We start from the raw sequence: 26,334 nt of genomic DNA on the forward strand, positions 1-26,334 counted from the left end.
CTAAGAGTATACAGACGCCAAGAATAGTGTCAACAAAGTTTACCCAAATTATTCTTTAGGTTCTGTTGTATAAATCAAATGCTCATTCACAAACGTCATCAATCCTTGTTTGCTCAATTCACGACCATAGCCGGAGTTGCGAACACCACCAAACGGCAATTCTGGTAAACTTGTCCAACCATGATTCACAAATGTCATGCCGGCTTTGATTTGACTAGCCACCTCTTCAGCATGTTTCAAATCAGATGACATCACAACACTTCCCAAACCATATTGAGAATTATTGGCGAGCTGAATTGCTTCTTCTTCTGAATGAACTCGGAAAACTTGGGCAACCGGGCCAAACAATTCTTCATCAAAAATCGGGTTTTCTGGTGTCACATCGGTCAAGATTGTTGGCATGAAAAATTGACCTTCTGCTTGAACTGGTTCATCCCCGTAAGCAACTTTAGCACCGTTTGCGATCGCCTCATCAACTTGTTTTTGAAGCTTTTCTCGGCCATGTTCCGACGACATCGGTGCTAATGAAGTTGTTCGATCCATTGGGTCGCCCATTTTCATTTCAGAAAAACTCACAATCAATGCATCCACAAAGTCATCGTAAAGCGCATCTGGCACAATAAACCGTTTGGAAGCCGTGCAAGTTTGCCCAGAGTTAGCAAGCCTTGCCGCTGGCGCGATTTTGTTTAATAGACTGATATCTACATCTTCTAACACCACAAAAGCATCATTACCACCTAACTCTAATGTAGACTTTTTCAGATTTTCACCAGCTGCTTTTGCGACCGACTTACCGCCCCGTTCGGATCCCGTCAATGCAACCCCAGTGATTCTCGAATCAGCAATAATATCAGCGATTTGATCGTAATCTAAGAATAAATTGATCAAACTGCCTTCTGGTGCACCTGCATCTTCGACAATTTGCGCTATTTTACGTGCTGATCCAGGTACAATCGACGCGTGTTTCAAAATGACCGGATTTCCAACCATAAAATTAGGCGCAAAAATCCGCATCACTTGATATAACGGAAAGTTCCAAGGCTCACACGCCAAAATTGGTCCGAAAGCCTGTTTTAAAACCGTTGCTTTAGCATCTTTAGTTTCAATTTCTATCGGCTGCATAAATTCTTCTGCGTGATCAGCAAAATAATCCGCAATTGTCGCGCACAAATCAACTTCTTCCTCTGATTCACCAATAAGTTTTCCCATTTCGCTGGTCATCACTTCAGCCATTGCCTGTTTCTCATTACGTAATTGGCTAGCTACTGCATGGAGCACGCTTGCTCGTTCGCTGATTGAAACATTTTCCCAAGCCTGTGCCAAATCCGTTGCTGTTTGCAGTGCAGATTCGATTTCATTGTCTGTCGCATTCTCGTATTCGTTTAACGTCTCGTTCGTGTAGGGATTAACTGATTTGTACGCCATAAATAGTCTCCTTATGTTGAGTTGAGTTAAATTCATCGTAACCCAATTATAACGAGCTTAAATTAATGAATGCGAACGATTTGCCCAACATTATTTTACTCAAGAAATAATCAGTCAGTCCAGCTATCAATGATTTTTTTAAAGATTTCAATTTGTCTGACAATTGATAGACCAATTAAACGTACTTAAATAAGAAAAAAGCCTTCACACTTTTATGAAACGTTTGAAAGAATGTAAATAAACCACTTGCAAACTGAAAATCAATAGATTAGAATGAACTTGTTTAGTAAATGTTGGCGCTACCATTGTTAGGAGGCGATATATTTGAAAACATAAGCAAAAATCGATTAGAGCGCGGTGATAAGCCCCATTTTAAAGGATTTTTCATTTTATATATTCATTAAAACTTTTGTTATTATTATAATTCTTAAAAATGGTTCTCACTTTCAACTTTTTCATGTATCAAGCAATTAATCTTTACAGATATTTCAGAAAGTTTCGCTAATTAGGTCGTTCGGCTAATGCTTTTCATAGTAATTAAGCAACTTTGAAATAGACCAATTTAGATGAGATTTTACAATATCACCAATCAATTTAAAAGGATGAGAAATATCAGTCTGACATGAATGTTAGTTTTCCAGTACTCTTGTTTCTCATCCTTATCAATTTTGGAGGGATAAATATGGCTGAACAAACTACGTCATTTAAAGATAAATTCGGTAATGCTGTCGGTAAGTTTTCTGGTTCACGGTTTGTACGTGCTATCATGGCAGCCGGATATAGTGTTATTACATTTTCTATTATTGGGGCTATTTTCTTGATTTTAACTGTTTTGCCTCAAGCTTTTCCAATTCCTGGTTTTGCGGCCTGGTATGCAGGAACAATTGGCCGCTTTTCCAATATGTTTCAAGTAATCTATAATTCCACAATGGGAATTTTGGCATTAGTCTTTTCTGGGACTTTCACCTACACATATACGAAAATCTATCGTGATGAAGAAAAAATTGATGTTGACCCTGTAAACGGACTGATGATGTTCTTAATGGCAATGTTCATCACAGTTCCACAATTAGTTTGGAAAGATGGCAGTATTCAATTTGTCCAATCATTAAACAAACTAAATATCATTGGTGGTGGTTACGCCGTTTCCGCCGGTGGTATCACTCGAATTGCATCTGTAGGTATCTTTACTGGTTTGGTTGTTGGCTGGTTAACAGTTCAAATTTACCGGTTTACAATTAAACATAACTGGCGAATTAAAATGCCAGACTCAGTACCTGCTGGAGTTGCAAACTCATTCAGTGCTTTAATTCCAGGCTTTTGTGTCGCTTTTATCGTGGGTGGCATTAACTTAATCTTAGTTATGCTTGGCACTGATTTGTTCAAGGTACTTTACATTCCATTTTCATTTATCAGCAACATTGCCGATACATTCTGGGGCTTCTTGGTCATTATCTTCTTGATCCATTTGCTCTGGTGGTTCGGTATTCATGGTGCCACAATCATGAGTTCATTCTACACACCAATTGTTTTGGCTAACATGGCTGCCAACGTTAATGGTGCTAACCATTTCTTTGCCGGCGATCCCATGAATGCCTTTGTTATTATTGGTGGTTCTGGTGCAACACTAGGCATGGCAATTTGGTTAGCGTTTAGAGCTAGATCCGCTCAACTTAGCAGTATTGGTAAAGTTGAAATTGTGCCAGCAATCTTTAATATCAACGAACCAATCTTGTTTGGTTTACCAATCGTTTACAATGTTCAGTTGGCAATTCCATTCATCTTTGCACCATTAGTCTCTGGTACCGTTGGTTACTTTGCAGTCACGTCTGGACTTGTTAAAAAGATCATTTTACAACAACCATGGCCAACACCAGTTGGATTGAGTGGCTTTCTCGCTACTGCTAGCTGGGAAGGTGCAGTATTGTCTATCTTCTGTGCCTTTGTTGCATTCCTTGTTTGGTACCCATTCATTCGTCATTACGACCGGGTATTACTTAAGAAAGAACAAGCTACTGAAGCTGCAGAAAAATAACTTAATTAAAATCTAAATAAACGACTTTAAGCGCATGCTTAAGGTCGTTTTTATGTTGAATAGTTTTCAAAAAAATGTTTCTCTTTCATTATTTCAATGCTACAATTTAGCTATGAAAGCGTCATCTTTCATAAAAATTAATAATCATGAAAGCGTGAATTTAGATGATTCAACACATTTTTTTAGATATGGATAATACTTTACTCAGTCCCGACGGATCCATTAGTGAAAAGAACATTTCCGTCATTAAAAACCTTTCTATTCCCGTTTCACTGGTTTCTGCACGAGCGCCATTTGAAATGCAGTTTGCTATTCGCGATCTTGATCTCCATACCACCCAAGTTGCGTTTAACGGTGGCCTTATTTACAAACCCACTTCAACAACCTATCAGCGAGTCTATTCTCAAGCGGTCAATCCGCAAACAGCTCAAGAAATTATCAAAGTCGTGCATCAAAAATTCCCAGCCGCATCATTGAATTGGTACTCAGACACAGTTTGGTATACCGATAAAAGCTGCAAGGAAACTGACTTTGAAACTTCCATTATGCACGAAACACCAGTGATTAGCTCCTTACCAAATGAAACCCAAACTATTTATAAATTTATGCTCATTAGTTTTGATCCAGTATTATTTAATCAATTGGTCAGTTATCTAAAACAGCTGAACCTGCCAAATGTAAATATCATGACTTCTGGAGATTCATATATTGAAGTCACAGACACTAGCGCCACAAAAGCAAATGCCATCACCCAAATTCAAACTGAAGAAAATTTGCAAAACGACCAATTGGCGGCTTTTGGCGATGGTGAAAATGATATTCCAATGTTTAAAAAAGTGGGGCTGCCCATCGCGGTGGCAAATGCTGCGCAAGACGTAAAACAATATGCCAAATTTGTTTCTACGAGTAACAGCGAAGACGGCGTGGCTAACGGAATTCAGCAATTTATTTTCAAATAAGGTAACTTGGATCACTAAATTTTATGGATCGCATATACTATTATTTTTATCAGAAATATCATTCATTATAAAAAAACTTCTTAACTACTTGGAATGAAAAAACGCCGAAGTTATTACTCGCTTAAACTTCATTCGCATTTTTCACTCAAATAACCTACAATTAAGTAAATAATTAAGTGAGATGATATTTTTATGACAAAACGTATTAAAGGTTCATGTACAACAATTTTAGTCGGTAAAAAAGCTTCGATTGACGGTTCCACAATGATCGCCCGTAATGAAGACGGTGCGGGTCCCCTCAATCCCCAGAAGTTTGTTGTGATCAAACCAGCCGATCAACCAAAACATTACAAAGCAGTTTTAAGTCCCGTTGAAATTGATCTGCCTGATAATCCCCTCCGCTACACCTCAACTCCTGATGCCACTGATGGTCATGGAATTTGGGCAGGTGCTGGAATCAACAGTGAAAATGTCGCAATGACAGCTACTGAAACCATCACTTCCAACTCGCGTATTTTGGGCGTTGATCCACTTGTAGACAACGGAATTGGTGAAGAAGATATTACCACGATTACACTTCCTTACATTCATTCTGCACGTGAAGGTGTTAAACGACTTGGCGCTTTATTAGAAAAATATGGTACTTACGAAATGAATGCCATGGCCTTTTCTGATAAAGATGAAGTTTGGTATTTCGAATCAATCGGTGGGCACCACTGGGCAGCAATTCGCATCCCTGATGACGCTTATGTCATTGCCCCTAACCGGTTTAACATTGATCAATATAACTTTGATTCTGCAGACACTTTGTTTGCAGCAGACTTACCAGATTTAATTGAAAAGAATCACTTGAATCCGGACCGAGATCAAGTAAACTTACGTCATATCTTCGGCAGTGCTACTATCAAGGACACCCGGTACAATAACCCCCGTGCTTGGTATGGTCAAAAGTACTTCAATCCGGAGCGTGAAGAGAGTCCTATTGATCAAGATTTACCATTCATTTGTCGGACCCAAAAGAAAATCAGTGTTGAAGACATGAAGTTTGTTTTGAGTTCTCATTACCAAAACACACCTTATGATCCTTATGGAACCGGTACTGAAGATGAGAAAAAACAATTCCGTCCAATTGGAATCAACCGGAATCAGGAATTGCACATTCTGCAAATCCGTAATGATGTCCCAGCTGAAATTGCCGGTGTTCATTGGCTCGCATTTGGTCCTAACACGTTTAACGCGCCTGTTCCTTTCTACACTAACGTTAACGACACGCCTACTGCTTATCAAAGCACAACCGGCGAATGTGACCCTACAAATATGTACTGGTTAACAAATGTGCTTGCTTTAATGGGTGACCATAACTTTGGTTTGTATGAGGATCAAGAAAACTTATTCGAAGAAAACACGGTTGCTGATTGTCGTAATTTACAACTCAAGACCGATGCTGCTTACAACCAGCAAACTGATGTATCAGCTTATCTTGAATCAGTAAATAACCAAATGTCTGCCATTGCAATGGCGCGTGCTAATAAGCTGCTTGGCCAAATGTTGGCATTGGGCGAACCTCAAATGAAATTACAATTTACTTTAAATGATTAAAATAACAACCAATTTAGCTGTCGGAAACGTAATTTGTTTCTGGCAGTTTTTTTGTACAAATTATTATTTAAAATTTTTGCGTAATTATTAAAACGAAGGTGTGTAATAACTCAATAAATTTTAAAACTATTGTTTAGCCACCTCGGTTCTTGTTTTTTATGCACGTACGTGTATTATAATGAAGTATAAGGAGGATATAAGGTGTCGCAAATTAAAGTAAAAGATGTTTTGAAGCTGCTTAAAACCCACAATTTTCATGAACTAGGGGAACGACAAATCGGTGATCATCATCGCTATATTGATGATCATGGTCATAAAGTTACTGTTAAATATTCAACTAAGAAGGCCACGATTCCCCCGAAAACATATAGTTCAATACTAAGACAGGCAGGTCTCAAATGACAAACAAATTAATCCCATCCCACCTTATTCAATTAACTATGACAAAACCTAATTATGTAGTTTATCCAGCCGTATTTGATAATGAAAATAACGATGGCTATTATACCGTTACTTTTCCGGATATTCCCGATACTGCCACTGATGGTAAAACCTTGGTGGAAGCCATTAAAAATGCTCCTGACGCTTTAGCCATTGCGCTTCCAGATTACTCGAAGTATCCAAAGCCTACGCCTGTAGAACAAGTTCAATTATCCAATCCAGGTAAACTTGTTAACCTAATCGGTGTGGATATGAAAGCTGCCCGTCGTAAAGCTAAAAATGTCACTGTACGAAAAAATGTCACAATTCCAATGTCCTTAGCTACTGCGGCCAAAGAAAAAGGAATTAATTTCAGCGAAACACTGACTGAAGCTTTAGAAGAAAAACTAGAACTCTAAAAAACAGACAACTTAATTGAGTTGGCCAGAAACAAATTACGAAAAATAATTAAACAAAAAAATCTTCCTTAACGGGAAGATTTTTGTTTGCATCAGGCAATTACTAGTTCAATCAACATTGCAGCTAAGTTCGCATTTCCTAAACTATTCAAATAACTAACTTTTTGCGCTACGTTAGTATCTTTACCGAGTTGTTTCCAAATTTCACTCTTTAAATCAAAACTAACTTTAGAATGTTGTATTTTCTCAAAAACCAATGATTTAACCAATTCATTATCTGTTTGAAATTCTAGTTTGACAGACTGTGAATTAGTATTTTCATTCCAAACAATTTGCTGAGTATGGGTATGTTCGTTTGCTACATTGCCACACGCAAGAATATTAAACTTTCGATTTTCTGGAATAATATGATTTGCATCTTGCACGTTAATATTCAGCCGAGCTTCACCATCGAAATCAAATATTGTTTTGGCAACAGAACTCCCTTGATGCTCTACTAAGATATATTGATTAGCCTGACCGGGATAAACACGAATATCTAGTTTTTCTGGCAAGTTTTCAACATTCTCCATATAATTTGAATTCAATGGCACAATCCCACCAGCCTTAACAAAGACTGGATAATTATCTTGTGATCGGTGGACGTTGACATAAGTATCGCCTTCGTATTTAACTCCGGTAAAGAAATCATACCAGTTACCTTTTGGCAGCCATGCTTTGGTTTCTGCTTCTTCTGTAACAGCATCAGCTGGACTCGTAATTGGTGCAACTATCAACTCACTACCAAAATAATATTGATTACGAACAGCATAAGCTTCTTTATCATCTGGATTTTGATAATACATAGGCTCAACTAAAGGTTTCCCATCTTGATGAGTTAAATAATTAGCAGTATCTAAATACGGTACTAATGAACTACGCAAACGCAAAAATTTCATCATCGGTTGACGCACATTTTCATCAAAGTTCCAAGGCTCTTTACCCATAAACGGGTTCTCAGAACTATGCAAGCGATTGATGGGACTGAAAACACCAAACTGCATCCATCTCAATGTTAGTTCACTATCATATGCACCTTTCATATGACCACCAATATCATGGCTCCACCAAGTGTACCCAATATTTGAAGCAGTCGCAGTAAAGTATGGCTGAAATGCCAAAGACTTCCAACTCGCAACAGTGTCTCCAGAAAAGCCAAGTGGATATCGATGACTTCCAGGCCCTCCATAACGGGAAAGAGTCAGCCCATTACCAGGATGTTGTTTATCATTATCATGATAAACATAATGATTAAGCAACCATAATGGATCTACTTGTTTCGAGCTTCGATTCTGCCCCTGCTGCCAATCAATCCACCAAAAATCAATTCCGTCTTTCTCCAATGGGCGATGCACATCTTCAAAATAGGCATCTCGATACTTTGGATTCTGAAAATCAAACAAAGCTGGTTCCTCAGCATCCACGTTTAACCCTAATCGTTTAGCAACCTGTGGATATGCTTTTTCAAAGGCTCGAATTCCAGCCGCCGGATGATCATTTACAGTCACATGTTTGCCTTGAGCGTGTAACCATTGAATCAGTTTTCGATGGTCAGGAAACAACTTTTTGTTCCAAGTGTAACCTGTCCACCCACTACCAAAGCGGGCGGGAACGTCATGAACTAAATGCCAATCCATATCCATCACAGCAACAGAAATCGGAATTTTTTCTTTATTAAAACGCTCAAACAGTGACTTGTACGTGTCTTGTGTGTATGGCCAATACCGACTCCACCAGTTTCCAAGCGCATAGCGTGGTATTAGTGGTGTTGCACCAGTTAATTTATAATAATCCTTTAAAGTACCTTCAAAATCATGTCCGTACGCAAAATAGTAATAATCCATCTCGGGAAAATCTCTAACTTCAAATTTATTGTCAGCAAGAATAAAAGACTGCGAATCATCTAAATAAGAAAAGCCGTCTTTAGTCATTAGCCCGTCCTCTAGTGGAATCTCACCATCTGCCTTATCCAGCGTCCGGGCAGTCCCCTTCAAATTCTTCTTAATTTTTTCACCAAAATACCAACGGCTCATGTATGTTCCATAATTATAAGCTGCATCAATATACAAAGTTGCTGGCGAAAATTCACCACCATCATAATAGAGATGAACAAACTTTGTCACAATTTCAATTTGATGGTTATTTCGATTTTTAAAAACTTGAAAATCAGGTTTATCAAATTGACGATTTTGAACCATTTGTGTGGTTCGATCTTCGAAATGACCGCTAACAGAATATTCTAATCGGACCAAACGCTCTGTTAGTACAGTAAATCGATAACTATTGCCTTGAATAATATTTTCAGAATTCATCTTTAACCTCCGACTTGGATAATTTTAGTTAGCTGTCTTTATTAGGTATACTCTTGCTGCATACGGCTCTAAATTAATGTTTCCTGCCACATTCCAGTCATCTTTTTTACCATTACTAATTAATAACTCATGCTGCATATGACGTAATTCTAATGGTACTAGATAATCAACTTTTTTCTTAGCAAAATTACAAATAACTAAAAGTGTTGTGTTATCTCCAACACGTGCGTAACTAAATATATCTGAATTTTCTTTATCTAATAATTGATAACTACCTGTTGTCACAATTTGATATTCATGTCTTAATTTGATTAACTTTTGATAGTAATAAAAAATAGAATTAGAATCACTTTTTGACTGTTTAACATTAATCTTTTTAAAGTTAGAATTTACTTTTAACCATGTACTATTAGAAGTAGAAAATCCGGCATTGTTGCTATCATCCCACTGCATGGGTGTTCTCGCATTGTCACGTGATTTCATGTGGATAGCTTTCATTGTATCTTCTTCGGACAAATGATAATCATTGCGGAATCGATGATAAACGTCCAACGTTTCTAAATCATTATAATCAGCAATCTGTGTATTATGAAGATTGGTCATTCCAATTTCCTCACCTTCATAAACATAGGGCGTACCTTGCATCATATGCAATAATGTTCCCAACATTTTGGCTGAAGCAACCCGATGCTCACCATCATCACCAAACCTAGAAACAGCCCGAGCTTGATCATGGTTACTCCAATATAAGCTATTCCAACCATGGTGATTTGAGATTTCTATCTGCCATTTACTCAAAACTGCTTTTAAATCTGCTAATTTGAAGCGTTTAGTTGAAAACTTTCCATATTTCCCGTAGTCAAGATGCATATGATCAAAATGAAATACCATATCTAATTCATGACGCCTGTTATCAACGTATTTTACTGCTTCTTCTACATTAGTATGGGGAGTCTCTCCAACTGTCACAATATCATACTTGCTGAGCACATCTTGGTTCATTTCTTTTAAATACTCGTGAACTTTAGGACCATTTGCTGCACCGTAATAATAATCACCAAACTTTTTGTTTTGAACAATCGGTCCATCTGGAAATCCTGGTTTCTTTGAAATTAAGTTAATGACATCCATTCGAAAGCCATCAATTCCCTTATCCAGCCAAAAACGCATAATATCATGCACTTCTTTTCGAACGTTGGAATTTTCCCAATTTAAATCTGGTTGCTGTTTTGCAAACAAATGTAAATAATACTGGTCAACCGCCTCAACATATTCCCATGTAGATCCACCAAAACTAGAGCCCCAGTTATTCGGCTCGTGGCCATCAACTGGGTCTTTCCAAATATAGTAATCATGGTAGGAATTCTCTTTTGACTCTTCACTTTTTTTAAACCACGGATGCTGATCAGAAGTATGATTAACCACTAAATCTAGCATTATTTTCAATCCTTTTTTATGCGCTAAATGTAAAAGCCGATCAAAATCAGACATGTTTCCTAAACTAGAGTCAATTTTTCTATAGTTTGCAATATCATAACCATTATCAACATGTGGTGAATCATAGATAGGGTTAAGCCAAATAATATCTGCGCCTAATTCTTTAATATAATCAAGTTTTTCTGTAATACCATTTAAATCACCAATTCCATCACCATCGGAATCATTAAAACTTTTTGGATATACTTGGTAAACGACACTTTTTTTCCACCAATTAATTGGCTCATTCATCGTCATCATCCGCCTCAATATTAATATCATTAACGTAAACAAGCTGTTGCCGTGCCTGATCAATTAGTTCTCGCATTTTTTGAGAAGTTAAATAATCATCTGTCGATTCCATTGTTACTGCTAATACAACAGGTAAATTCATTCCCGTGACAATTTGTGTATGTGGTCTTGAACGATATGGGAAAAATTTTTGATTAACACTTCCAGCTAACATATCGGTAAAAATAACCACTTCTTCATCTGGTTTAAATTCTGACATTATTTTTTTAACCTGTTCTTCAATAGGTTGATTGTCAGTATATGCCGTCATAACGGTTAGTTGGGTTTGCTGACCAGCAATAAATTCAAGTGTTTTTTTCATGCCTTCTGCTAACTTACCATGCGATGCGATAACTAATTGTCTTTTCATTATAAAAATCCTCTTTCTCATAATTTAGCGAACCTTAAAATTAAAAAAGTAGAACAAAGAATGGTCAAGTAATCAACCACTTTAGCTTCTGTGAGTCCAATAACATTGGCCTTACAGGCATCTACTAAGTCTTTGTCCCACTTTTTTGTTTACTTCAAAATATTAAAGAACGAACAAACCATTGCAAATACAATTAATAGTAAAATGATTCTGTTCATGGTCCATTTTTTATTGCCGATAAGCTTATACACAACCCATGGATCTGAGTCAAGAATCCGGACACGTTTATGTATAATTTAAGCGACTAATTCTTCCTTTTCATTCGGGGTTAAATAATCAATGGCACTATGAATCCGATCATTGTTGTAAAAGCTCTCAATGTAGCTAAATAAAGCCACATTTGCTTCATCAAAATTTTGGTAATGGGTCTGATAAACTTCCTCTTTTTTTAAGCTGGCATGGAATGACTCCAGAACTGAATTGTCATATGGACAACCGCGCTTGCTATAAGAGTGCTGGATATGGCGTTGTCGTAGAAGTTCTTCAAAGGTGGTGCTGCGGTATTGACTGCCTAAATCGGTATGAATGATCAACTGGTCTGTTACTTTTCTGGTTTCAAAAGCTTGTTTTAAAGTGTCGAGCACTAGATCGGCAGTCATGTGACGACTCAACTTGTGGGCAATGATTTTACGTGAATACAGATCCTGGATGCTTGATAAATAACACCAGCCATCAGCTTTGGTGTGAACGTAAGTGATATCGGCACACCATTTTTGATTTGGTGCTGTCGTGCTAAAATCCTGAGCGAGCAGGTTCGGATAATTCGCTTCGTCGATATTATTTGCTTGTTGGTAATGCCACTTCTTTAGGGTGATCGATTTAAGTTCCATTTGGCGCATTAAACGCTGAACTAACTTGATGCTTGCGGCTAGTCCCTCTTTTTTCAATTCCTTTAAAATCTTAGGAGCGCCATAGACCCGACGGTGATTATAATAAATGCGCTTGATCGCTTGGCAGAGCGTCTTTCGATGTTCTGCTTGTGGTGAGATATAATGATTCTGTTGATCATAATACGTGGAACGAGGGACTTGTAGTACCTGACAGATCTCCTTAATGCGATGTTGCTTTAGATTTGGTTTGATTGCGGCTTGCCAATCTTCCGAGCTTACTTTTTGGCGAATATGGTTAAGGCTTTTTTTAAGATATCATTCTCACTTTCAAGCCGATTAAGACGCTTCTGTAGCGCTAAAATATCAGCTTTCGAGGCACCAGTTTCTTTGTCCTCTTTGTATAAATTGATCCATTTGTAAATAGTGACATTTGCAATACCATATTCATTTGTAAGCTCAACTACCGAGGTGCCATCCTGGTAGAGTTTAACGATCATTTTTTTGAAATCAACTGAGTATTTCTGTTTAGACATCAGAACACGATCCTTCCTATAATGGCATTATACTAAATCGTGTCCATAGATTCATACTACATCCACCATGTAAGCAATACTGGAAGTAGTGCTGGCATAATTTTATCTAAAATGTCAGCTTGTAATCCCATTTTAACTGCTCCAAATTTGAATGTAATTGGCGTTGTAACAGTAACAACACTAGCTATTAAAGCACCAACAACTGTAAGTCCCATAATCGATGCAGACTCGGTAAAGATAGAAATTCTGTCTCCAAGAGAAGTAATGAGTTTTGTTCCTGAGAAATAACCTAATCTAGTAAACCAAACTTTTACAAAGAAAAACGCGATATTGCACAAGAACCAGATAATAGCTCCTAGTGGATTTCCCTTTATAGCCATATATCCAGATATTGAACCAATAATCGTTGGCCACAATACCCAAATTAACGTATCAGCAATTCCGGCTAAAGGTCCCATTAAGGAAGTTTTTAGACCTTGTACAGCATCAAGAGACTTTACACTCTCTTTTTCTTCCATAGCTGTCGTTGCACCCATTAAAATATTCGCCATAGCCGTAGTTGTATTGAAATATTTCAAATGGTTAGCAATTGCTTTTTCATAATCATCATCATTTGGATAAATTTTACGTAATGCTGGTGCTACAGCATATGTGTATCCCGGACCTTCTTGTGTTTCATAATTAAAGGCATTTACACCCATAAAACACCAACGAACACCCATACGATTTAGATCATGCTTAGTAATTACAGATTTTTTATTTTCTTCTTTTATCTCTTTTTCACTCATCATAATCATCTCCTTGGTCATTTACAGTTCCAACCGTTTTGACTTCCTGCTTTTCATCTGCTCGTTTCATCTCTGAATTGAAGTAGTAATAAGCACAACCAAATCCGATTAAAGCAATACCTAGGATTGGTACTTTCAAATACGCGGTCAATACAAACCCAATGATAATGAATGTAAAGAATTTTTGAGTAGGCATATAATGTAACAACATCGCAACACCGACAACTGGCAACAATCCACCAGCAATCGTTAGTCCATTTGTAAACCACTCAGGTAACCATTTGAGAATCACATTAACAGCAGTTGGTCCAAGGAAGACTAGAATAGCTGTTGGAATTCCTGTTTCTAGTCCAAACAAACCAACACCATATAAAGGCTGACGCAACATAGCTTTCCAGTTATGTTCATGATTAAGACGTTCCATTCTTCTTTGAATAAATTGGTTAATAATCTTAATAAATACATCCAATTGAATAGCTAACATACCAACTGGCAATCCAACTGCAATCCCAGTTTTTACACCAGTTCCTGTTCGAATAGCCAGAAGTGCACCAATAATTGTCGCAAGCCCATAATTAGGCATCGATGAACCACCAAGGTTCGCAACACCTAATTGCATAAGTTCAAAAGTTCCAGCAATATACATTGCTGTTGTAATATCTCCCATGATTAAACCAGTAATAAAACCAACAATAACTGGGAAATAGGAAACAATAACAAGACCATTTTGATCAATACACATCCAAGCTGCTAACAAAATAATAAGTAAATCTTGAATTAATTGCATAATAACTACACCCCTTTATTTGAGATACTTATTTATATCTTCCTCAGGATCGGCCGGTACATACTGAATTGTGACCGGTACACCTTTATCTTGAATCTTTTTAATATCCGCTTTTTCCTGATCATTTAATGCAACAAATTTAGTCAATGGCGTTCTACCATCTTCCGCAAACATGATACCTAAATTCACCTTAGGAATTTTAATTCCCGCATCTATTAATTCCAATAATTTACTTGGTTCTTTTACTAAAACAAAAACCCGTTGCGCATCATAATTGCCGTTATTAAAATTAGTAATTGCTTTTTCCGTATTAATAATTGACATTCCGGTTCCTGCAGGCTTAGACATACGCATGCTTGCTTTTAAATCCTCATTTTGACTAACAACATCATCTACAACCATAAATCGTTTAGCATTTAATGACTGTGCCCATTGATTTACGATTAACCCATGAATCAGGCGTTGATCTACTCGAGCTAATACTACTGGCATTTTATCCTCTCCTCGTATTATATAATTTGAAACTTTGTTATTTACTATTCCCTACTTAGATGTTGCGTGATATTCTCTAATTGTTCATTGGATTTAGGTCCAACTGGTATAGGCTTTCATCTCCTGTAGATTATCTACGTTATAAGCGCGCCGCCCAGACAATTCGAAACACCGCAAACCACAAGCTGTAGCGATTAATTTAATTCGTGTTCACTCGCGTGACACGCAGCTGAATCTTTTAATCTAGTCTTCTTATATTGCGAGGATGCCCGTTAGAGTTGGAATTAGGGAACATCACGCAGCACCTAAGCTTATCCAATTAATTCAAAGTGAAAGGAGGTCCTATCCTATGAATTTATATTTAGGTATTGATGTTGGTAAAAATAAATTAGACTTTTGTGCTTTAGATTCTGATCAACATTGCCGTTTTCAAGATGAAACTACTAATGATCTTAATGGTGCCGTTAAAATTAAACAGGTAATCTTAACTGAGACTAAAACCCACCATTATGAAAAGATAACTGTTGGTATGGAAGCCACCTCGGTCTATAATTTTCATCCGATGACTTTTTTCGCCGAAGATAGCGAGTTACAAGCCTTAGGCTTATCGGTTATCACCATTAACCCCTATACGTCACATCATTTTAGCCAGTTATTTGATGATGGTAAGACGGATGCGATTGATGCCAAACAATTAGCTGATTTGTTACGGATCAAACCACTGGGAACTTCAGTTGCTCGCCAAGAAAACTATGTGGCTTTGCAACGTCTAACACGGGAACGTTATCACTTGGTTAAACAAATGACTGATTCTAAAAATCATTTTTTGAATAATCTTTATTATCGTTGTAATACGTTAGAACGGGAGCTGCCAACATCCGTTTTTGGTTCAACTATGATGACCCTAATTACTGATGAAGAGTTAACCTTGGACGAGGCAGCGGCGCTACCTCTTGATGAATTAGTCACCCATCTTCAACAGTTAGCTCACGGTAAGTTTGGTGATGCCGAAGCCGTTGCTAAAGCTATTAAGAAAGCAACCCGTTCTTCTTATCGCCTATCAAAAGTCGTAACAGATTCTGTTGATGAAATTTTGGCGGTCTATGCGAATGAAATTCGGATGTTAAAAAAACAAATCCAAGTTTTGGATAAAACAATTACACAGATATCTACTCAAATCACAGATATCAATTGTTTAACTAGTGTTCCCGGTATTGGCCCAGTTTATGCGGCTGGTATTGTGGCAGAAATTGGTCAAATTGAACGTTTTCCCGATGAAAGTCATATTGCCAAGTATGCTGGCCTGGCTTGGTTACCACATGAATCAGGCACAAGCGTTCGTCAAGCTACACCACGAACTCGTAAGGGTAATCAATATCTTCGTTATTATCTAGTTGAAGCTGCCAACTCGATAAGACGTTATGATGTTACTTACCAACGCTATTACCACAAAAAATATGAAGAGGTACCCAAGTATCGTCATCGTCGAGCTATTGTCTTGACGGCACGAAAGCTTGTAAGATTGGTGGAAGTCTTGCTTAGAAACCATCAATTTTATATACCACCCAAAGTGGTATAGCTTTCGAGTTTACGATACTGAGTCCCTTCTTAACCCGCTAAATTAACTGTTTTAGTGGGCTGGGGAAGCTATACTCTCAAGAACTGATTAATAATAAAAACAAAGCTTTTTACATACTTGACTTATTACCACAAGGCTTTTAAAAACTATCAGGTACGGAAATCTTTTTTGAATATGGTGTTTCTTGGATAGCTACTGATACTCCGGTTCCTTTAATAGCTTTGACATCATCTAAATCCTCTTGATCCATATAAACTACACCGTTAACTTTTTGTTTACCTGGCTGATTAAACATATTCCATAATGTTACCGAATCAGCTTTTACCCCTCCTTCAATCAGTTTTCTCGCAACTGCTGGTGTTCGACAAACAACAAATATGGAATCCTTTGCCTGTCTGTCCAACAAAAAACTAGGATGAACAACTGAGAGTTGTTTTATAGTGTCAGGTGCTTCATCAACACTCACAAAGTAACCCTTTAAGTTAGCTGCTGTAATGGCCATTTTCATTATCGCTTGATTCAATCGGTCATGTGCTAATTCATTATCCGGAACAATAATTGCACTAAATTGATAGGCTTGCTTCCAGTTAACAGCAATCTGTCCATGTACCAAACGATTATCCACTCGAAAAATAACTTTTCTTTGTTGTTCATTCATTTTTTGTCCTCACCTTTATATAAGCAAAAAGCGTGCCAATTAGTGTAAGCCTTTTCTTAAAAGACGCACAAATCCCACGCTCTCAGCTATTCTATATTTGATAGATCTACTCTATTTTTTAAAATATCGAAAATAAAACCAATCTCTGAAACCGGTATCTTAACACTATAGTAGTGTTGCATATCACTAAGCGCATCTTTTGTAATTTCAATGAAGTGTCCATAACACTGTGAAAATTTATCTACATCATGATAATCTAAGTTAGGTTCTCCTTGAACAACCCGCTCAAACATAAAACAGAGATGCATGTATAGACTAATTTTCAGATAAACATCCATCTTAGTTCCTAAGCTTCGTTCCAGCTTTGTCACACAGCCTTCTACCTGTGCAACTGTCACAGTTGGATCCAAAGCGGCCATATTATTCGCAATATTATCAACAGTGAATGCACGCACAATACTGCTGTTCATTCGTGCCAAACTTTCTGTTGTAAACACATTTGGAAATGCTGTCAAAAACACTGGATCACCCACATCTCGATTTATTAAACCTTCTACAGATAAATATGGGATTTCCGAAATACATGGATCATCTGTGCCAACAATGATTTTTACATGATACTTTTCAAACAACGGATCTGCTGTCCCGTTTTTTTTGAGTTCATAAAAATCTTTTGAAATAACAGTAATTTCTCCGTGTGTATTATTCTGGATCAATTTCTGTAAGTAAGTTGCCGCTCCGATTCCTGTAATGCATGTTGTCAAAATTACGTTTTCACGCTTAATTGGCTCAACAACTGTAACTTTAGGGATTGCGCCCACAGCACTTTTTTCAAGTGTCTCCTTATCAATATTGTTTTGAAGGACTTTATGCCCAATATCCAAAGCAATTTCAGTAGACACTCCTGAAATAATAGCAATGGCGCCCGAATAAATCTCTTTCAAGCGTTGATCTAAGGCTTTTAAAGAACCCATATCCACCAAAATGACAAGCGGTTTTTCAATATCAACAGTTTTAAAATACGCTTTTATTTCACGTACAATATCATCAACACTAGCATCCAAAGGCATATCAAAACTTTCATAAACATAACTTCCTAGCAAGCGGTTAACGGTTGAAGCCAAACTCTCAGCCGTTGAATACCCATGGGTAATAATTACCGCATTGGTTTCTCGATCAACCATTTTTTGGTTCTGAGAATAAATAAACGTGAAAACTAAAATTTGATATAACGCCTTATTGTGAACATCAAATTGCTTTTCGCTGGCACTCACAATTCGGTCAGTTAATTTCATTTCATCAGCAAACTTTTGTCTAAGAATCAGGACAGTTTGATCAAGGCTTTTAATTTCTTGATCATCCTCATAATCATTAATGTAAATGATCAGCTTAGTTAGTAAATTTGCACTGCTATTAAATTGACTAATTCCGATATTTACATATAAATTAGCTAAGATACTTTTTAACGTTTGTTCTACATATTCAGAAAAAGCATTGGTTTTTATTATTCGCAATTCAAACGAAATATAATCAATTAACCCATTCTCTACATTACCAATCTGATTATAAAACTCGTGCTTCGTTATTTTGTTTGATCCATACTGCAAGACGGTTTGAATAAGTTTCTCCGTAAATTGGTAAAGATGATCCCGTTCGATTGTATTGCGGCTTTTAATTTTTTCGGATTTAAACTGAATCTGGATTTTGTAATCTTTGGTTGTTGAAATGTCCTGTACCGTGGTTGTGCGCAAAAAGTCATTTGGTAAACTATCCAATTTTATGTGAATATCTGTTTCTCCAGATCCCGCGCGCAATAAAGCCTCAGCACATGATAGTTTAACGATACTGGCTAATTTTCCAACGTTACCCTTATCGACGTTTTGAATAAGAACTTGCACCACCTCAGAAGCAATGTATAAGTTCCGCTGAATTGTTGTAGCTTCCTTAAAAAACAGCATCGTAATTAAATCAATTCGTTCTTTCCGTGTTCGTTCTTGAAAATCTGGTATTTGAATCACAAGAGGAATGCGCCGTAAAAACGTTTGTAAAAAATCTGCGTTTTGCTTTTCAGTAGTGGCAAAGATTAATCTGGCATTTGATGTATGCACTTGGTCAGTTTCGCCAACTCGTCGATAAGTGCCACTATCCATATATTGGAATAGTTTTTCCTGATTCTCAGGAGTTAACCTGTGGACCTCATCCAAAAAAAGATATCCGTCCTCCGCGGCTTTCAACAAGCCACTTTTATCTGTTTCTGCTCCCGTAAAAGCACCTTTTACGTTACCAAATAAAATACTCGACAACAATTCGGGATTGTCAGCATATTCTGCACAATTAAGGACCACCCATTTTCCTTTGACCAGTCCTTTTTGCTGGGCAAATTTATAAGCTAATTGCGCAATAAAACTCTTACCAACCCCTGAGTCTCCCACTAAGAGTGTGGATAGTCCCCTTGGTGGATAAATGACAGCCGATTTTAATTGATCAACCACATCCTTCAAACTACCTTCGCTACCCACCAAGTCATCAAAAGGATCACGATTAATTTTTTCACTTTCTTTATCCTGAATATATTCTGTAACTCTTGATAGCTTATCTTTATTTTTTTGATAGAAATTTGCATCCAAAAAGTAAACAGGACGGGTATTAATCTTGATCGCTTCGTTATTTCTAACAAGTTCATTCAAATATAGGCTGACTGTACTACGCTGAATATCTATTTTTTTTGCAATTGTATTAGCCGAAACTCCTAACGCTTTCGAGTCCAATAGCGCTAGGCTTAATTCTTTTAAACTTTCAATTACTTTTTCTCGATTTGTCTTTAGTCGCTTATTATCCAAAATAGCGCCACTTCCTTTTTTGAAAACGTTTCATAATACTTTCAATGTTATCATAACTTGCTCTAAAAAGATTAAGTAAAATTGGAATGTATAACTAAAATGATTATTTTAGTTTTTAAAAAATACATATAATGTCGACCTTATGGATTTAAATATTGCACTTTTAGAAATATATTTATTCTAATCTTTTACTCCCAAAATCATTATAAATGTTGCTATCACTAAACTAATTCGCATTTACCATTAAATAAACCATTTAATTCGTTCTTTATATAAACAAACGTTTATGATAACGATAATCAAATATGTTGCTAGTGTGTGTATACTTTGATATTCTTCTGATATGGATTAGTTAAACCTTATGTAAAGGAGAAACAAATATGGTTGAAATCAACTTAGAACACATTTATAAAAAATACTCAGGTAATGACAATTACTCAGTTTCTGATTTTAATTTAACCATTCACGATCACGAATTTATCGTCTTTGTTGGCCCTTCTGGTTGTGGTAAGTCAACGACAATTCGCATGATTGCAGGTCTTGAAGACATCACAAATGGTGAGTTAAAAATGGACGGCACAGTTATCAACAATTTGGCACCCAAAGATCGGGACATCGCAATGGTATTTCAAAATTATGCGCTCTATCCCAACATGACCGTCTACGACAATATGGCCTTTGGACTGAAAATTCAACACATTAAAAAAGATGAGATAAGAAAACGCGTTGCAAACGCTGCTGAAATTCTAGGCCTTGAGGGTTTCCTACAGCGCAAACCGGCAGCTTTATCTGGAGGACAACGTCAGCGAGTGGCATTGGGACGTGCAATTGTTCGAGAAGCAAAACTATTCTTACTTGATGAACCCTTATCAAACTTAGATGCCAAACTTCGCGTTTCAATGCGCGCACAAATTGCTCAACTTCATCAACGTTTAAAAACAAATATGATTTATGTCACCCATGATCAGGTTGAAGCGATGACCATGGCAGACCGAATCGTCATCACTAATCACGGCACAATTCAGCAAGTGGGAACACCGGCAGAATTATATAACCAACCTGTCAATCAATTTGTAGCCGGTTTCATGGGTTCCCCTTCGATGAATTTCTTTGAGGCAACTTTACATGAGGGCAAAATTACAACGGCTGACAACGCAATTACGCTCAGCCTTCCAACAAATAAATTAACGAAATTACAAGATAAAGGTTATGCCGACAAACTTTTGACAGTAGGAATCCGATCTGAAGATATTCACACTAATGAAGAAATTGTGGCCACTTTGCCAAATGCAACTGTCCAAGCCAAGGTAGAAGTTTCCGAGTTGCTTGGGGTGGAATCCATGCTCTACTCAAGGGTCGGGGATACCGAATTCGTGGCTAGAGTTAACGCTCAAGACCACCACCGTCCCGGAGAAAATGTCCAAATGGCTTTCGAAATGAGTCGTGCCCATTTCTTTGACCAGGATACTCAAGAAACCATCGCATAATCGTTAGAAAGGAGCAAAATATGCAAAATACTGCCGTTCCTCAACTCACACAAAAAAAGCCACCTAAACCAAAATTAATTACACGAATTAAAAGTAATGGTCCGCTACTTTTGTTTGCCATTCCAGGTGCCATCTGGATGATTTTCTTCTTCTACATCCCGATCATGGCAAATGTCGTAGCTTTCAAAAACTTTCATTTTTCACCCGAAGGTTTTATTGCAAGTTTACAAAGTAGCCCCTGGGTTGGATTTAAAAACTTTGAATTTTTATTTTCTTCAAACGCAGCGTGGATTATCACACGAAATACAGTGCTTTATAACTTAGGCTTCATCGTTTTAAACCTAATCATTTCTGTATTTTTTGCGGTTGTCATGAGTCAGTTACGAAACAAAAAACTGATCAAAGTCTATCAAACTTCTATGCTACTTCCTTACTTTCTATCTTGGGTTGTCATCAGCTACTTCGTCTATGCGTTTATCAGTCCCAATCAAGGTTTGATTAATTCATTAATCACGGGCAGTGGCGGTGAAGCAATTAGTTGGTACAACGCCCCCAAATATTGGCCGTTTATCTTACTGTTTATTGGAACATGGAAAAGCATTGGTTATAACAGTATTTTGTATTTTGCCAGTGCTATGGGCGTTGATCCCACCCTTTATGAAGCTGCTGAAATTGACGGCGCAAATAAATGGCAGCAGATCAAACACGTTACCATTCCCGCCCTGATTCCTTTGATGACTTTGATGACCATTTTGGCTATTGGGAATATCTTCCGTGCTGATTTTGGTCTCTTCTATCAAGTTCCTCAAAACTCCGGCAGCCTCTACAATGTCACTTCAGTTTTAGATACATACATCTATAACGGATTGACCTCAACTGGTGACATCGGCATGTCGAGCGCCGCGGCACTTTATCAATCTTTAGTCGGTTTTGTCCTTCTAATGATTAGTAACGCGATTGTGCGAAAAGTTGATTCAGACTCAGCCTTATTCTAAATAGGAGGTGTTGTCATTGGCGCAACGCAAAAAACACATTTCTACTGTGGAGGTCCGTAACTTTGGCCCAAAAACAAATTTATTTTTCAACATTGTGATCGGACTTTTCGCACTGACATGTTTACTACCTTTAATCTTTATTGTGATCATCTCACTGTCTAGCGAAAATTCCTTAGTGTCTAACGGTTATCAATTTTGGCCTGAACATTGGAGTTTGGCCGGCTATGAATATCTAGCCACCATGAGTGGACAACTGCTAAACGCGCTTGGCATCTCCATACTAGTAACGGTATTCGGTACGCTAGTTAATGCTACTTTCACCTCTACTTATGCCTACTCGATTTCACGGACAAGCTTTAAATACAAAAAGTTTTTTACCATTTTTTGCTTAATTACGATGCTGTTTACGCCCGGAATGGTCGCTAACTATATCGTCATGACCAATCTGCTTCAGTTAAAAGATACTATCTGGGCGTTAATCCTACCCATGGCGGTCAGTCCGTTTAACATCATCGTCATGCGAACCTTCTTCAAACGTCAGGTAAACGAGTCGATTATCGAAGCCGCCCGGATTGACGGAGCTGGTGAACTACGGATCTTTGCTCGCATCGTTTTACCATTGGCAGTTCCAGGAATTGCTACTATCAGTCTATTCGCGGCGCTAGGCTACTGGAACGATTGGTTTAACGCGTTACTGTATATCCAGGATTCGCACCTGGTACCTTTACAGTATTTACTAATGAAGATTCAATCTAACATTCAAATGCTGTCACAAAACGCATCCCAAAGCGCTCAATACGCTGGTGGGGCTGCCAGGATTCCGCAAGAGGCAACGCGAATGGCCATGGTTGTCATTTCCATTTTGCCAATTGCGCTCAGCTATCCATTTTTCCAGAAATACTTTGTCAAAGGGCTAACTATTGGCGGTGTAAAAGAATAATTTAATAAAGGGGAACTAAACATATGAAGAAAATTACAAAGCTTTTACTTACAGGAGTGGCACTGATGGGCGTTGCATTGAGTGTTGCTGGTTGTTCATCCAAACAAGCAGACGACAATTCAGGTGGCACTAAAACGTTAACGATGTATCAAATTGGAGAAAAGCCTAAAAATTATGACACCTTAATAAAAAAGGCCAACAAAACCATCGAAAAGAAATATAACGCTAAACTCAAAATTAATTACATTGGTTATGGGGATTATGCACAGAAAATGGCCGTCATTGTTTCTTCAGGTGAAGCCTATGATATTGCAAAGGCGGATAACTACACACTAAATGCTCAAAAAGGGGCTTACGCTGACTTAACTGAATTGCTTCCAAAATATGCATCCAAAGCTTATAAAAATTTAGATTCAGCGTATATCAAGGGAAACAAAGTTAATGGCAAACTGTACGCTTTACCGGTCAATGCAAATGTCTCAACAACCGAAACTATTGCATTCAACAAATATTACCTTGATAAATATGACATCGATATCAGCAAAGTTTCTTCATACAGTGATTTAGAATCTGCTTTGAAGAAGTTCCATGCTAACGAACCTAACGTTGTCGGATTTGCTGCTGTGAAAGGTTTCAAATCAGCTGCTGACTTTGATTATCCGCTCTCAAGTCGACTTCCTTTTGCGGTAGATACTTCTTCTAACGGAGATCCCACAAAAATTGTCAATCAATATAATTCAGCTCAGATGTTAGAAAATTTGGAAGCTTTGCATAGTTACTATAAAAAAGGATATATCGCCCAAGATGCTGCAACAAGTACTAAAGAATATCTATTGGATAGCAAGACATGGTTTGCGCGTCAAGAAGCCCAAGGGCCATATGATTACGGCGATCAAGCTTTAAACACAGCCGCAGGAAGTAAAGATGCCATTGTTACTAAAGAAATTACCACTCCTTTAAAGGCAACCGGAAATGCGCAAATGTTTAACTGGGTCGTTGGAAATGCTTCAAAGAACAAAACCCTATCTGTTAAAGTCCTTGGTCTGTTAAATAGCGATCCCGACTTATTGAATGGCCTAGTTTGGGGTGAAGAAGGCAAGGCTTGGGAAAAGACCGGTGATGCTGATAAAATCAAACTTTTACCCGGTTATAAAGCAGACGAAAGTATGGGCGCTTGGATGACTGGTAATAACCAGATTTTATACACAACAACCGATGTTACCGACAAAGAAATTGCAACCCGTGATAACACGATTAAAACGGCTAAAGAATCACCAATTTTAGGTTTTAACCCTGACATATCAAAAATCAAAACTCAAATTACTAATATTCAAAATGTGATGGATCAGTATGGGGATATCCTTAATACGGGGACTGCAGAACCTAAAGCAACGATCAAGCAAATGAACAAAGCCTTGAAATCAGCAGGCTATGCCGAAGTTCAAAAAGAATTACAAACCCAATATGACAAGTTCTTAAAGGCTCAAAAATAAATATAAGTATCATTCGAGCTGGTCAGTTTAACGGCTGATCAGCTCCATACATAGGCCAGCATGAAATTCTGCAAATGCCAAATAGTCTTAATCTACGAGGAGGGCCAGTCCGACTTAATGCTTTAGCATTTAGCGAGGATGGACATCCGTACCGAAAATAAGATTTTGCGAACGCCAAATAGTCTTAATCTACGAGGAGGGCCAGTCCAACTTAGCGCTTTAGCGGTTAGCGAGGATGGACATCCGTACCGAGAATAAAATTTTGCGAACGCAAAATAGTCCTTAAAAACGAGGAGGAAATTCACATTGATCAGTCTTGGAGTACAAAAAATATTAGTCCGCGCATACGTTTTAATAAAACTTAGTTTATTATTTTGGGCATACGCCTTCTCCGGATTATTAATTTTCGGAATTGGTCCTGCTTTACTAACCATTGCTGAACTCTACCAACAGCATCAATGGTCCTATGAAAAGATTAAATTTAAAGCAGGCTGGCAACTGTTCAAACGTAATTTCAAATTTGGTAATCTGTACTTTTACCTGCTAGCGACTGTTTTAACCGGATTGGGTATAAATCTTTTCTTATCCGTACAAACTCCGGGGTTAGCCTTCCTAGTTACTGATTTCGTGATTATGTTTGTGATTTGTCTAGTCCTCAGTATGTTCCATTATGGATTACTGTTGAATGCCAATTACGAGGTTAATCTACGAACTACTCTCAAGCTTTCCTTTATTCAGTTTTTTAACAACTTCTTAGATGTGATTAAGTTACTGGCAGGCTTCATCGCCATTCTCATCATCACCTACAAGTTTCCAGGCCTCATCCTATTTGCCACCGTCCCGGCTTTCATTGTCTGGACAACAATTGTAAGCAAGAAGTGGTATCAAAAACTGGCCTTTGTCATCTAAAACAAAAAATAGACTTAACTAAAATTTGAATTTAGTTAAGTCTATTTTTATATTAGAGTACTTTCTGCATCAAAAAATCTGTTTGTTCGTCATCACCCATGAAAAATGAGTGTTGGCCGATGCGCTTAAACCCGAGTTTTTCATAAAACTGCTTGGCCGGATCATTATGTTCCCAAACGCCAAGCCAAATTTTTGCTTTATGATTCTCTGCCGCTAATTTCTCAGCCACTTGAATTAGATACGTGCCTAATCCTTGATGTTTGAAGGCTGGCCGAATGTAAATTCGTTCCACTTCCAAACTATCTGGGCCCATCTTTTCAGACTGCGCGTCATTTACATTAAGTTTTAAATAGCCTGCGACTTCATCGTTAAGTTCAATAAAATAAAACCTAGAATCCGGGTTGGCTAATTCCCGCTGTAACTTTTTGGATTCATATGCCGTTGTTAAGAAGTCATCCATGATCTCTGGTGGATTGTATGGTCCAAACGTATCCGTATAAGTCTCAATACTAATTTGTTGTAATTGTTGCCAGTCTTTAACACCGATTCTTTTAAGTTTGCCTTTTTCTGTCATTTAAAACATCTCCGATTAGTTTCT

Annotated in this window: 23 protein-coding genes; 11 read left to right on the forward strand and 12 right to left on the reverse strand. The window is 37.6% G+C overall.

Annotated features, from left to right (window positions below; genetic code table 11):
* Nucleotides 1–48: 48 nt before the first annotated feature.
* Nucleotides 49–1,425, reverse strand: coding sequence for an NAD-dependent succinate-semialdehyde dehydrogenase (locus tag PI20285_RS08735; RefSeq protein ID WP_057773957.1), 1,377 nt, complete (start codon nt 1,423–1,425; stop codon nt 49–51).
* A 682-nt stretch (nt 1,426–2,107) separates the two neighbouring features.
* On the opposite strand from PI20285_RS08735, the gene celB reads away from it, so the two are divergent.
* The 5 genes from celB (at nt 2,108) to PI20285_RS08760 (ending at nt 6,857) form a co-directional block, all read left to right on the forward strand.
* The gene (gene celB, locus PI20285_RS08740) at nt 2,108–3,460 is read left to right on the forward strand and encodes a PTS cellobiose transporter subunit IIC (RefSeq protein WP_057773955.1); all 1,353 of its coding nucleotides are present in this window, start codon (nt 2,108–2,110) and stop codon (nt 3,458–3,460) included.
* A gap of 164 nt (nt 3,461–3,624) precedes the next feature.
* Nucleotides 3,625–4,419, forward strand: coding sequence for an HAD family hydrolase (locus PI20285_RS08745; RefSeq protein ID WP_057773952.1), 795 nt, complete (start codon nt 3,625–3,627; stop codon nt 4,417–4,419).
* Between the two features lie 192 nt (nt 4,420–4,611).
* Nucleotides 4,612–6,018, forward strand: coding sequence for a C69 family dipeptidase (locus PI20285_RS08750; protein ID WP_057773950.1), 1,407 nt, complete (start codon nt 4,612–4,614; stop codon nt 6,016–6,018).
* 201 nt (nt 6,019–6,219) lie between these two features.
* The gene (locus PI20285_RS08755) at nt 6,220–6,420 is read left to right on the forward strand and encodes a type II toxin-antitoxin system HicA family toxin (RefSeq protein ID WP_057773948.1); all 201 of its coding nucleotides are present in this window, start codon (nt 6,220–6,222) and stop codon (nt 6,418–6,420) included.
* The gene (locus PI20285_RS08760) at nt 6,417–6,857 is read left to right on the forward strand and encodes a type II toxin-antitoxin system HicB family antitoxin (protein WP_231908624.1); all 441 of its coding nucleotides are present in this window, start codon (nt 6,417–6,419) and stop codon (nt 6,855–6,857) included. The genes PI20285_RS08755 and PI20285_RS08760 overlap by 4 nt, the downstream gene beginning before the upstream one ends.
* A 92-nt stretch (nt 6,858–6,949) precedes the next feature.
* Here PI20285_RS08760 and PI20285_RS08765 read toward each other — a convergent pair whose 3' ends face one another.
* The 8 genes from PI20285_RS08765 to PI20285_RS08805 form a co-directional block, all read right to left on the reverse strand.
* Nucleotides 6,950–9,208: a glycoside hydrolase family 31 protein gene (locus PI20285_RS08765; RefSeq protein ID WP_057773946.1), complete on the reverse strand. Its 2,259-nt coding sequence runs from the start codon at nt 9,206–9,208 to the stop codon at nt 6,950–6,952.
* Between the two features lie 24 nt (nt 9,209–9,232).
* Entirely contained in the window at nt 9,233–10,936 is a 1,704-nt protein-coding gene (locus PI20285_RS08770) for a glycoside hydrolase family 13 protein (protein WP_057773944.1), read from the reverse strand.
* Nucleotides 10,929–11,345 (reverse strand): PTS sugar transporter subunit IIA, encoded by a 417-nt coding sequence (locus tag PI20285_RS08775; RefSeq protein WP_057773942.1) that lies wholly within the window; start codon nt 11,343–11,345, stop codon nt 10,929–10,931. Before PI20285_RS08775 ends, PI20285_RS08770 begins: the two co-directional genes overlap by 8 nt.
* A 296-nt stretch (nt 11,346–11,641) precedes the next feature.
* Nucleotides 11,642–12,526, reverse strand: a complete 885-nt coding sequence (locus PI20285_RS08785) for an IS3 family transposase (protein WP_105782154.1) — start codon at nt 12,524–12,526, stop codon at nt 11,642–11,644.
* Nucleotides 12,511–12,768 carry a transposase gene (locus tag PI20285_RS08790; RefSeq protein ID WP_063698079.1) on the reverse strand — a complete coding sequence of 86 codons (258 nt, stop codon included), beginning with the start codon at nt 12,766–12,768 and terminating at the stop codon, nt 12,511–12,513. Before PI20285_RS08790 ends, PI20285_RS08785 begins: the two co-directional genes overlap by 16 nt.
* Before the next feature lie 56 nt (nt 12,769–12,824).
* Nucleotides 12,825–13,559 (reverse strand): PTS system mannose/fructose/sorbose family transporter subunit IID, encoded by a 735-nt coding sequence (locus PI20285_RS08795; RefSeq protein ID WP_236698853.1) that lies wholly within the window; start codon nt 13,557–13,559, stop codon nt 12,825–12,827.
* Nucleotides 13,549–14,346, reverse strand: a complete 798-nt coding sequence (locus tag PI20285_RS08800; protein ID WP_420892119.1) for a PTS mannose/fructose/sorbose/N-acetylgalactosamine transporter subunit IIC — start codon at nt 14,344–14,346, stop codon at nt 13,549–13,551. The genes PI20285_RS08795 and PI20285_RS08800 overlap by 11 nt, the downstream gene beginning before the upstream one ends.
* Nucleotides 14,347–14,358: 12 nt before the next feature.
* The gene (locus tag PI20285_RS08805; RefSeq protein ID WP_057775593.1) at nt 14,359–14,835 is read right to left on the reverse strand and encodes a PTS sugar transporter subunit IIB; all 477 of its coding nucleotides are present in this window, start codon (nt 14,833–14,835) and stop codon (nt 14,359–14,361) included.
* A gap of 349 nt (nt 14,836–15,184) precedes the next feature.
* Here PI20285_RS08805 and PI20285_RS08810 point away from each other — a divergent pair, with 349 nt between their 5' ends.
* A complete protein-coding gene (locus tag PI20285_RS08810) occupies nt 15,185–16,414 on the forward strand; it encodes an IS110 family RNA-guided transposase (RefSeq protein ID WP_057775612.1) in 1,230 nt (409 codons plus the stop codon).
* 139 nt (nt 16,415–16,553) lie between these two features.
* On the opposite strand, the gene PI20285_RS08815 is transcribed toward PI20285_RS08810, so the two are convergent.
* Together PI20285_RS08815 and PI20285_RS08820 are read right to left on the reverse strand one after the other, a co-directional pair.
* Nucleotides 16,554–17,072 (reverse strand): PTS sugar transporter subunit IIB, encoded by a 519-nt coding sequence (locus PI20285_RS08815; RefSeq protein ID WP_057774098.1) that lies wholly within the window; start codon nt 17,070–17,072, stop codon nt 16,554–16,556.
* A gap of 86 nt (nt 17,073–17,158) precedes the next feature.
* Nucleotides 17,159–19,912 (reverse strand): sigma 54-interacting transcriptional regulator, encoded by a 2,754-nt coding sequence (locus PI20285_RS08820; protein ID WP_057774097.1) that lies wholly within the window; start codon nt 19,910–19,912, stop codon nt 17,159–17,161.
* A gap of 380 nt (nt 19,913–20,292) precedes the next feature.
* Between PI20285_RS08820 and PI20285_RS08825 the strand changes: the two genes are divergently transcribed.
* The 5 genes from PI20285_RS08825 (at nt 20,293) to PI20285_RS08845 (ending at nt 25,736) form a co-directional block, all read left to right on the forward strand.
* Nucleotides 20,293–21,399 carry an ABC transporter ATP-binding protein gene (locus PI20285_RS08825; protein ID WP_057774094.1) on the forward strand — a complete coding sequence of 369 codons (1,107 nt, stop codon included), beginning with the start codon at nt 20,293–20,295 and terminating at the stop codon, nt 21,397–21,399.
* A 20-nt stretch (nt 21,400–21,419) separates the two neighbouring features.
* Entirely contained in the window at nt 21,420–22,394 is a 975-nt protein-coding gene (locus PI20285_RS08830; RefSeq protein WP_082623293.1) for an ABC transporter permease, read from the forward strand.
* Nucleotides 22,395–22,410: 16 nt separating this feature from the next.
* Complete coding sequence (locus PI20285_RS08835) at nt 22,411–23,334, forward strand: carbohydrate ABC transporter permease (protein WP_057774092.1); 924 nt, start codon at nt 22,411–22,413, stop codon at nt 23,332–23,334.
* 23 nt (nt 23,335–23,357) lie between these two features.
* Nucleotides 23,358–24,827: an ABC transporter substrate-binding protein gene (locus tag PI20285_RS08840; RefSeq protein WP_057774089.1), complete on the forward strand. Its 1,470-nt coding sequence runs from the start codon at nt 23,358–23,360 to the stop codon at nt 24,825–24,827.
* 306 nt (nt 24,828–25,133) lie between these two features.
* The gene (locus PI20285_RS08845) at nt 25,134–25,736 is read left to right on the forward strand and encodes a YesL family protein (protein WP_057774087.1); all 603 of its coding nucleotides are present in this window, start codon (nt 25,134–25,136) and stop codon (nt 25,734–25,736) included.
* A gap of 52 nt (nt 25,737–25,788) precedes the next feature.
* Here the strand turns inward: PI20285_RS08845 and PI20285_RS08850 are convergent, their stop codons facing one another.
* Nucleotides 25,789–26,310 carry a GNAT family N-acetyltransferase gene (locus PI20285_RS08850; protein ID WP_057774085.1) on the reverse strand — a complete coding sequence of 174 codons (522 nt, stop codon included), beginning with the start codon at nt 26,308–26,310 and terminating at the stop codon, nt 25,789–25,791.
* Nucleotides 26,311–26,334 lie beyond the last annotated feature (24 nt).

The sequence above is a fragment of the Pediococcus inopinatus genome (genome assembly GCF_002982135.1).
Taxonomy (GTDB): domain Bacteria; phylum Bacillota; class Bacilli; order Lactobacillales; family Lactobacillaceae; genus Pediococcus; species Pediococcus inopinatus.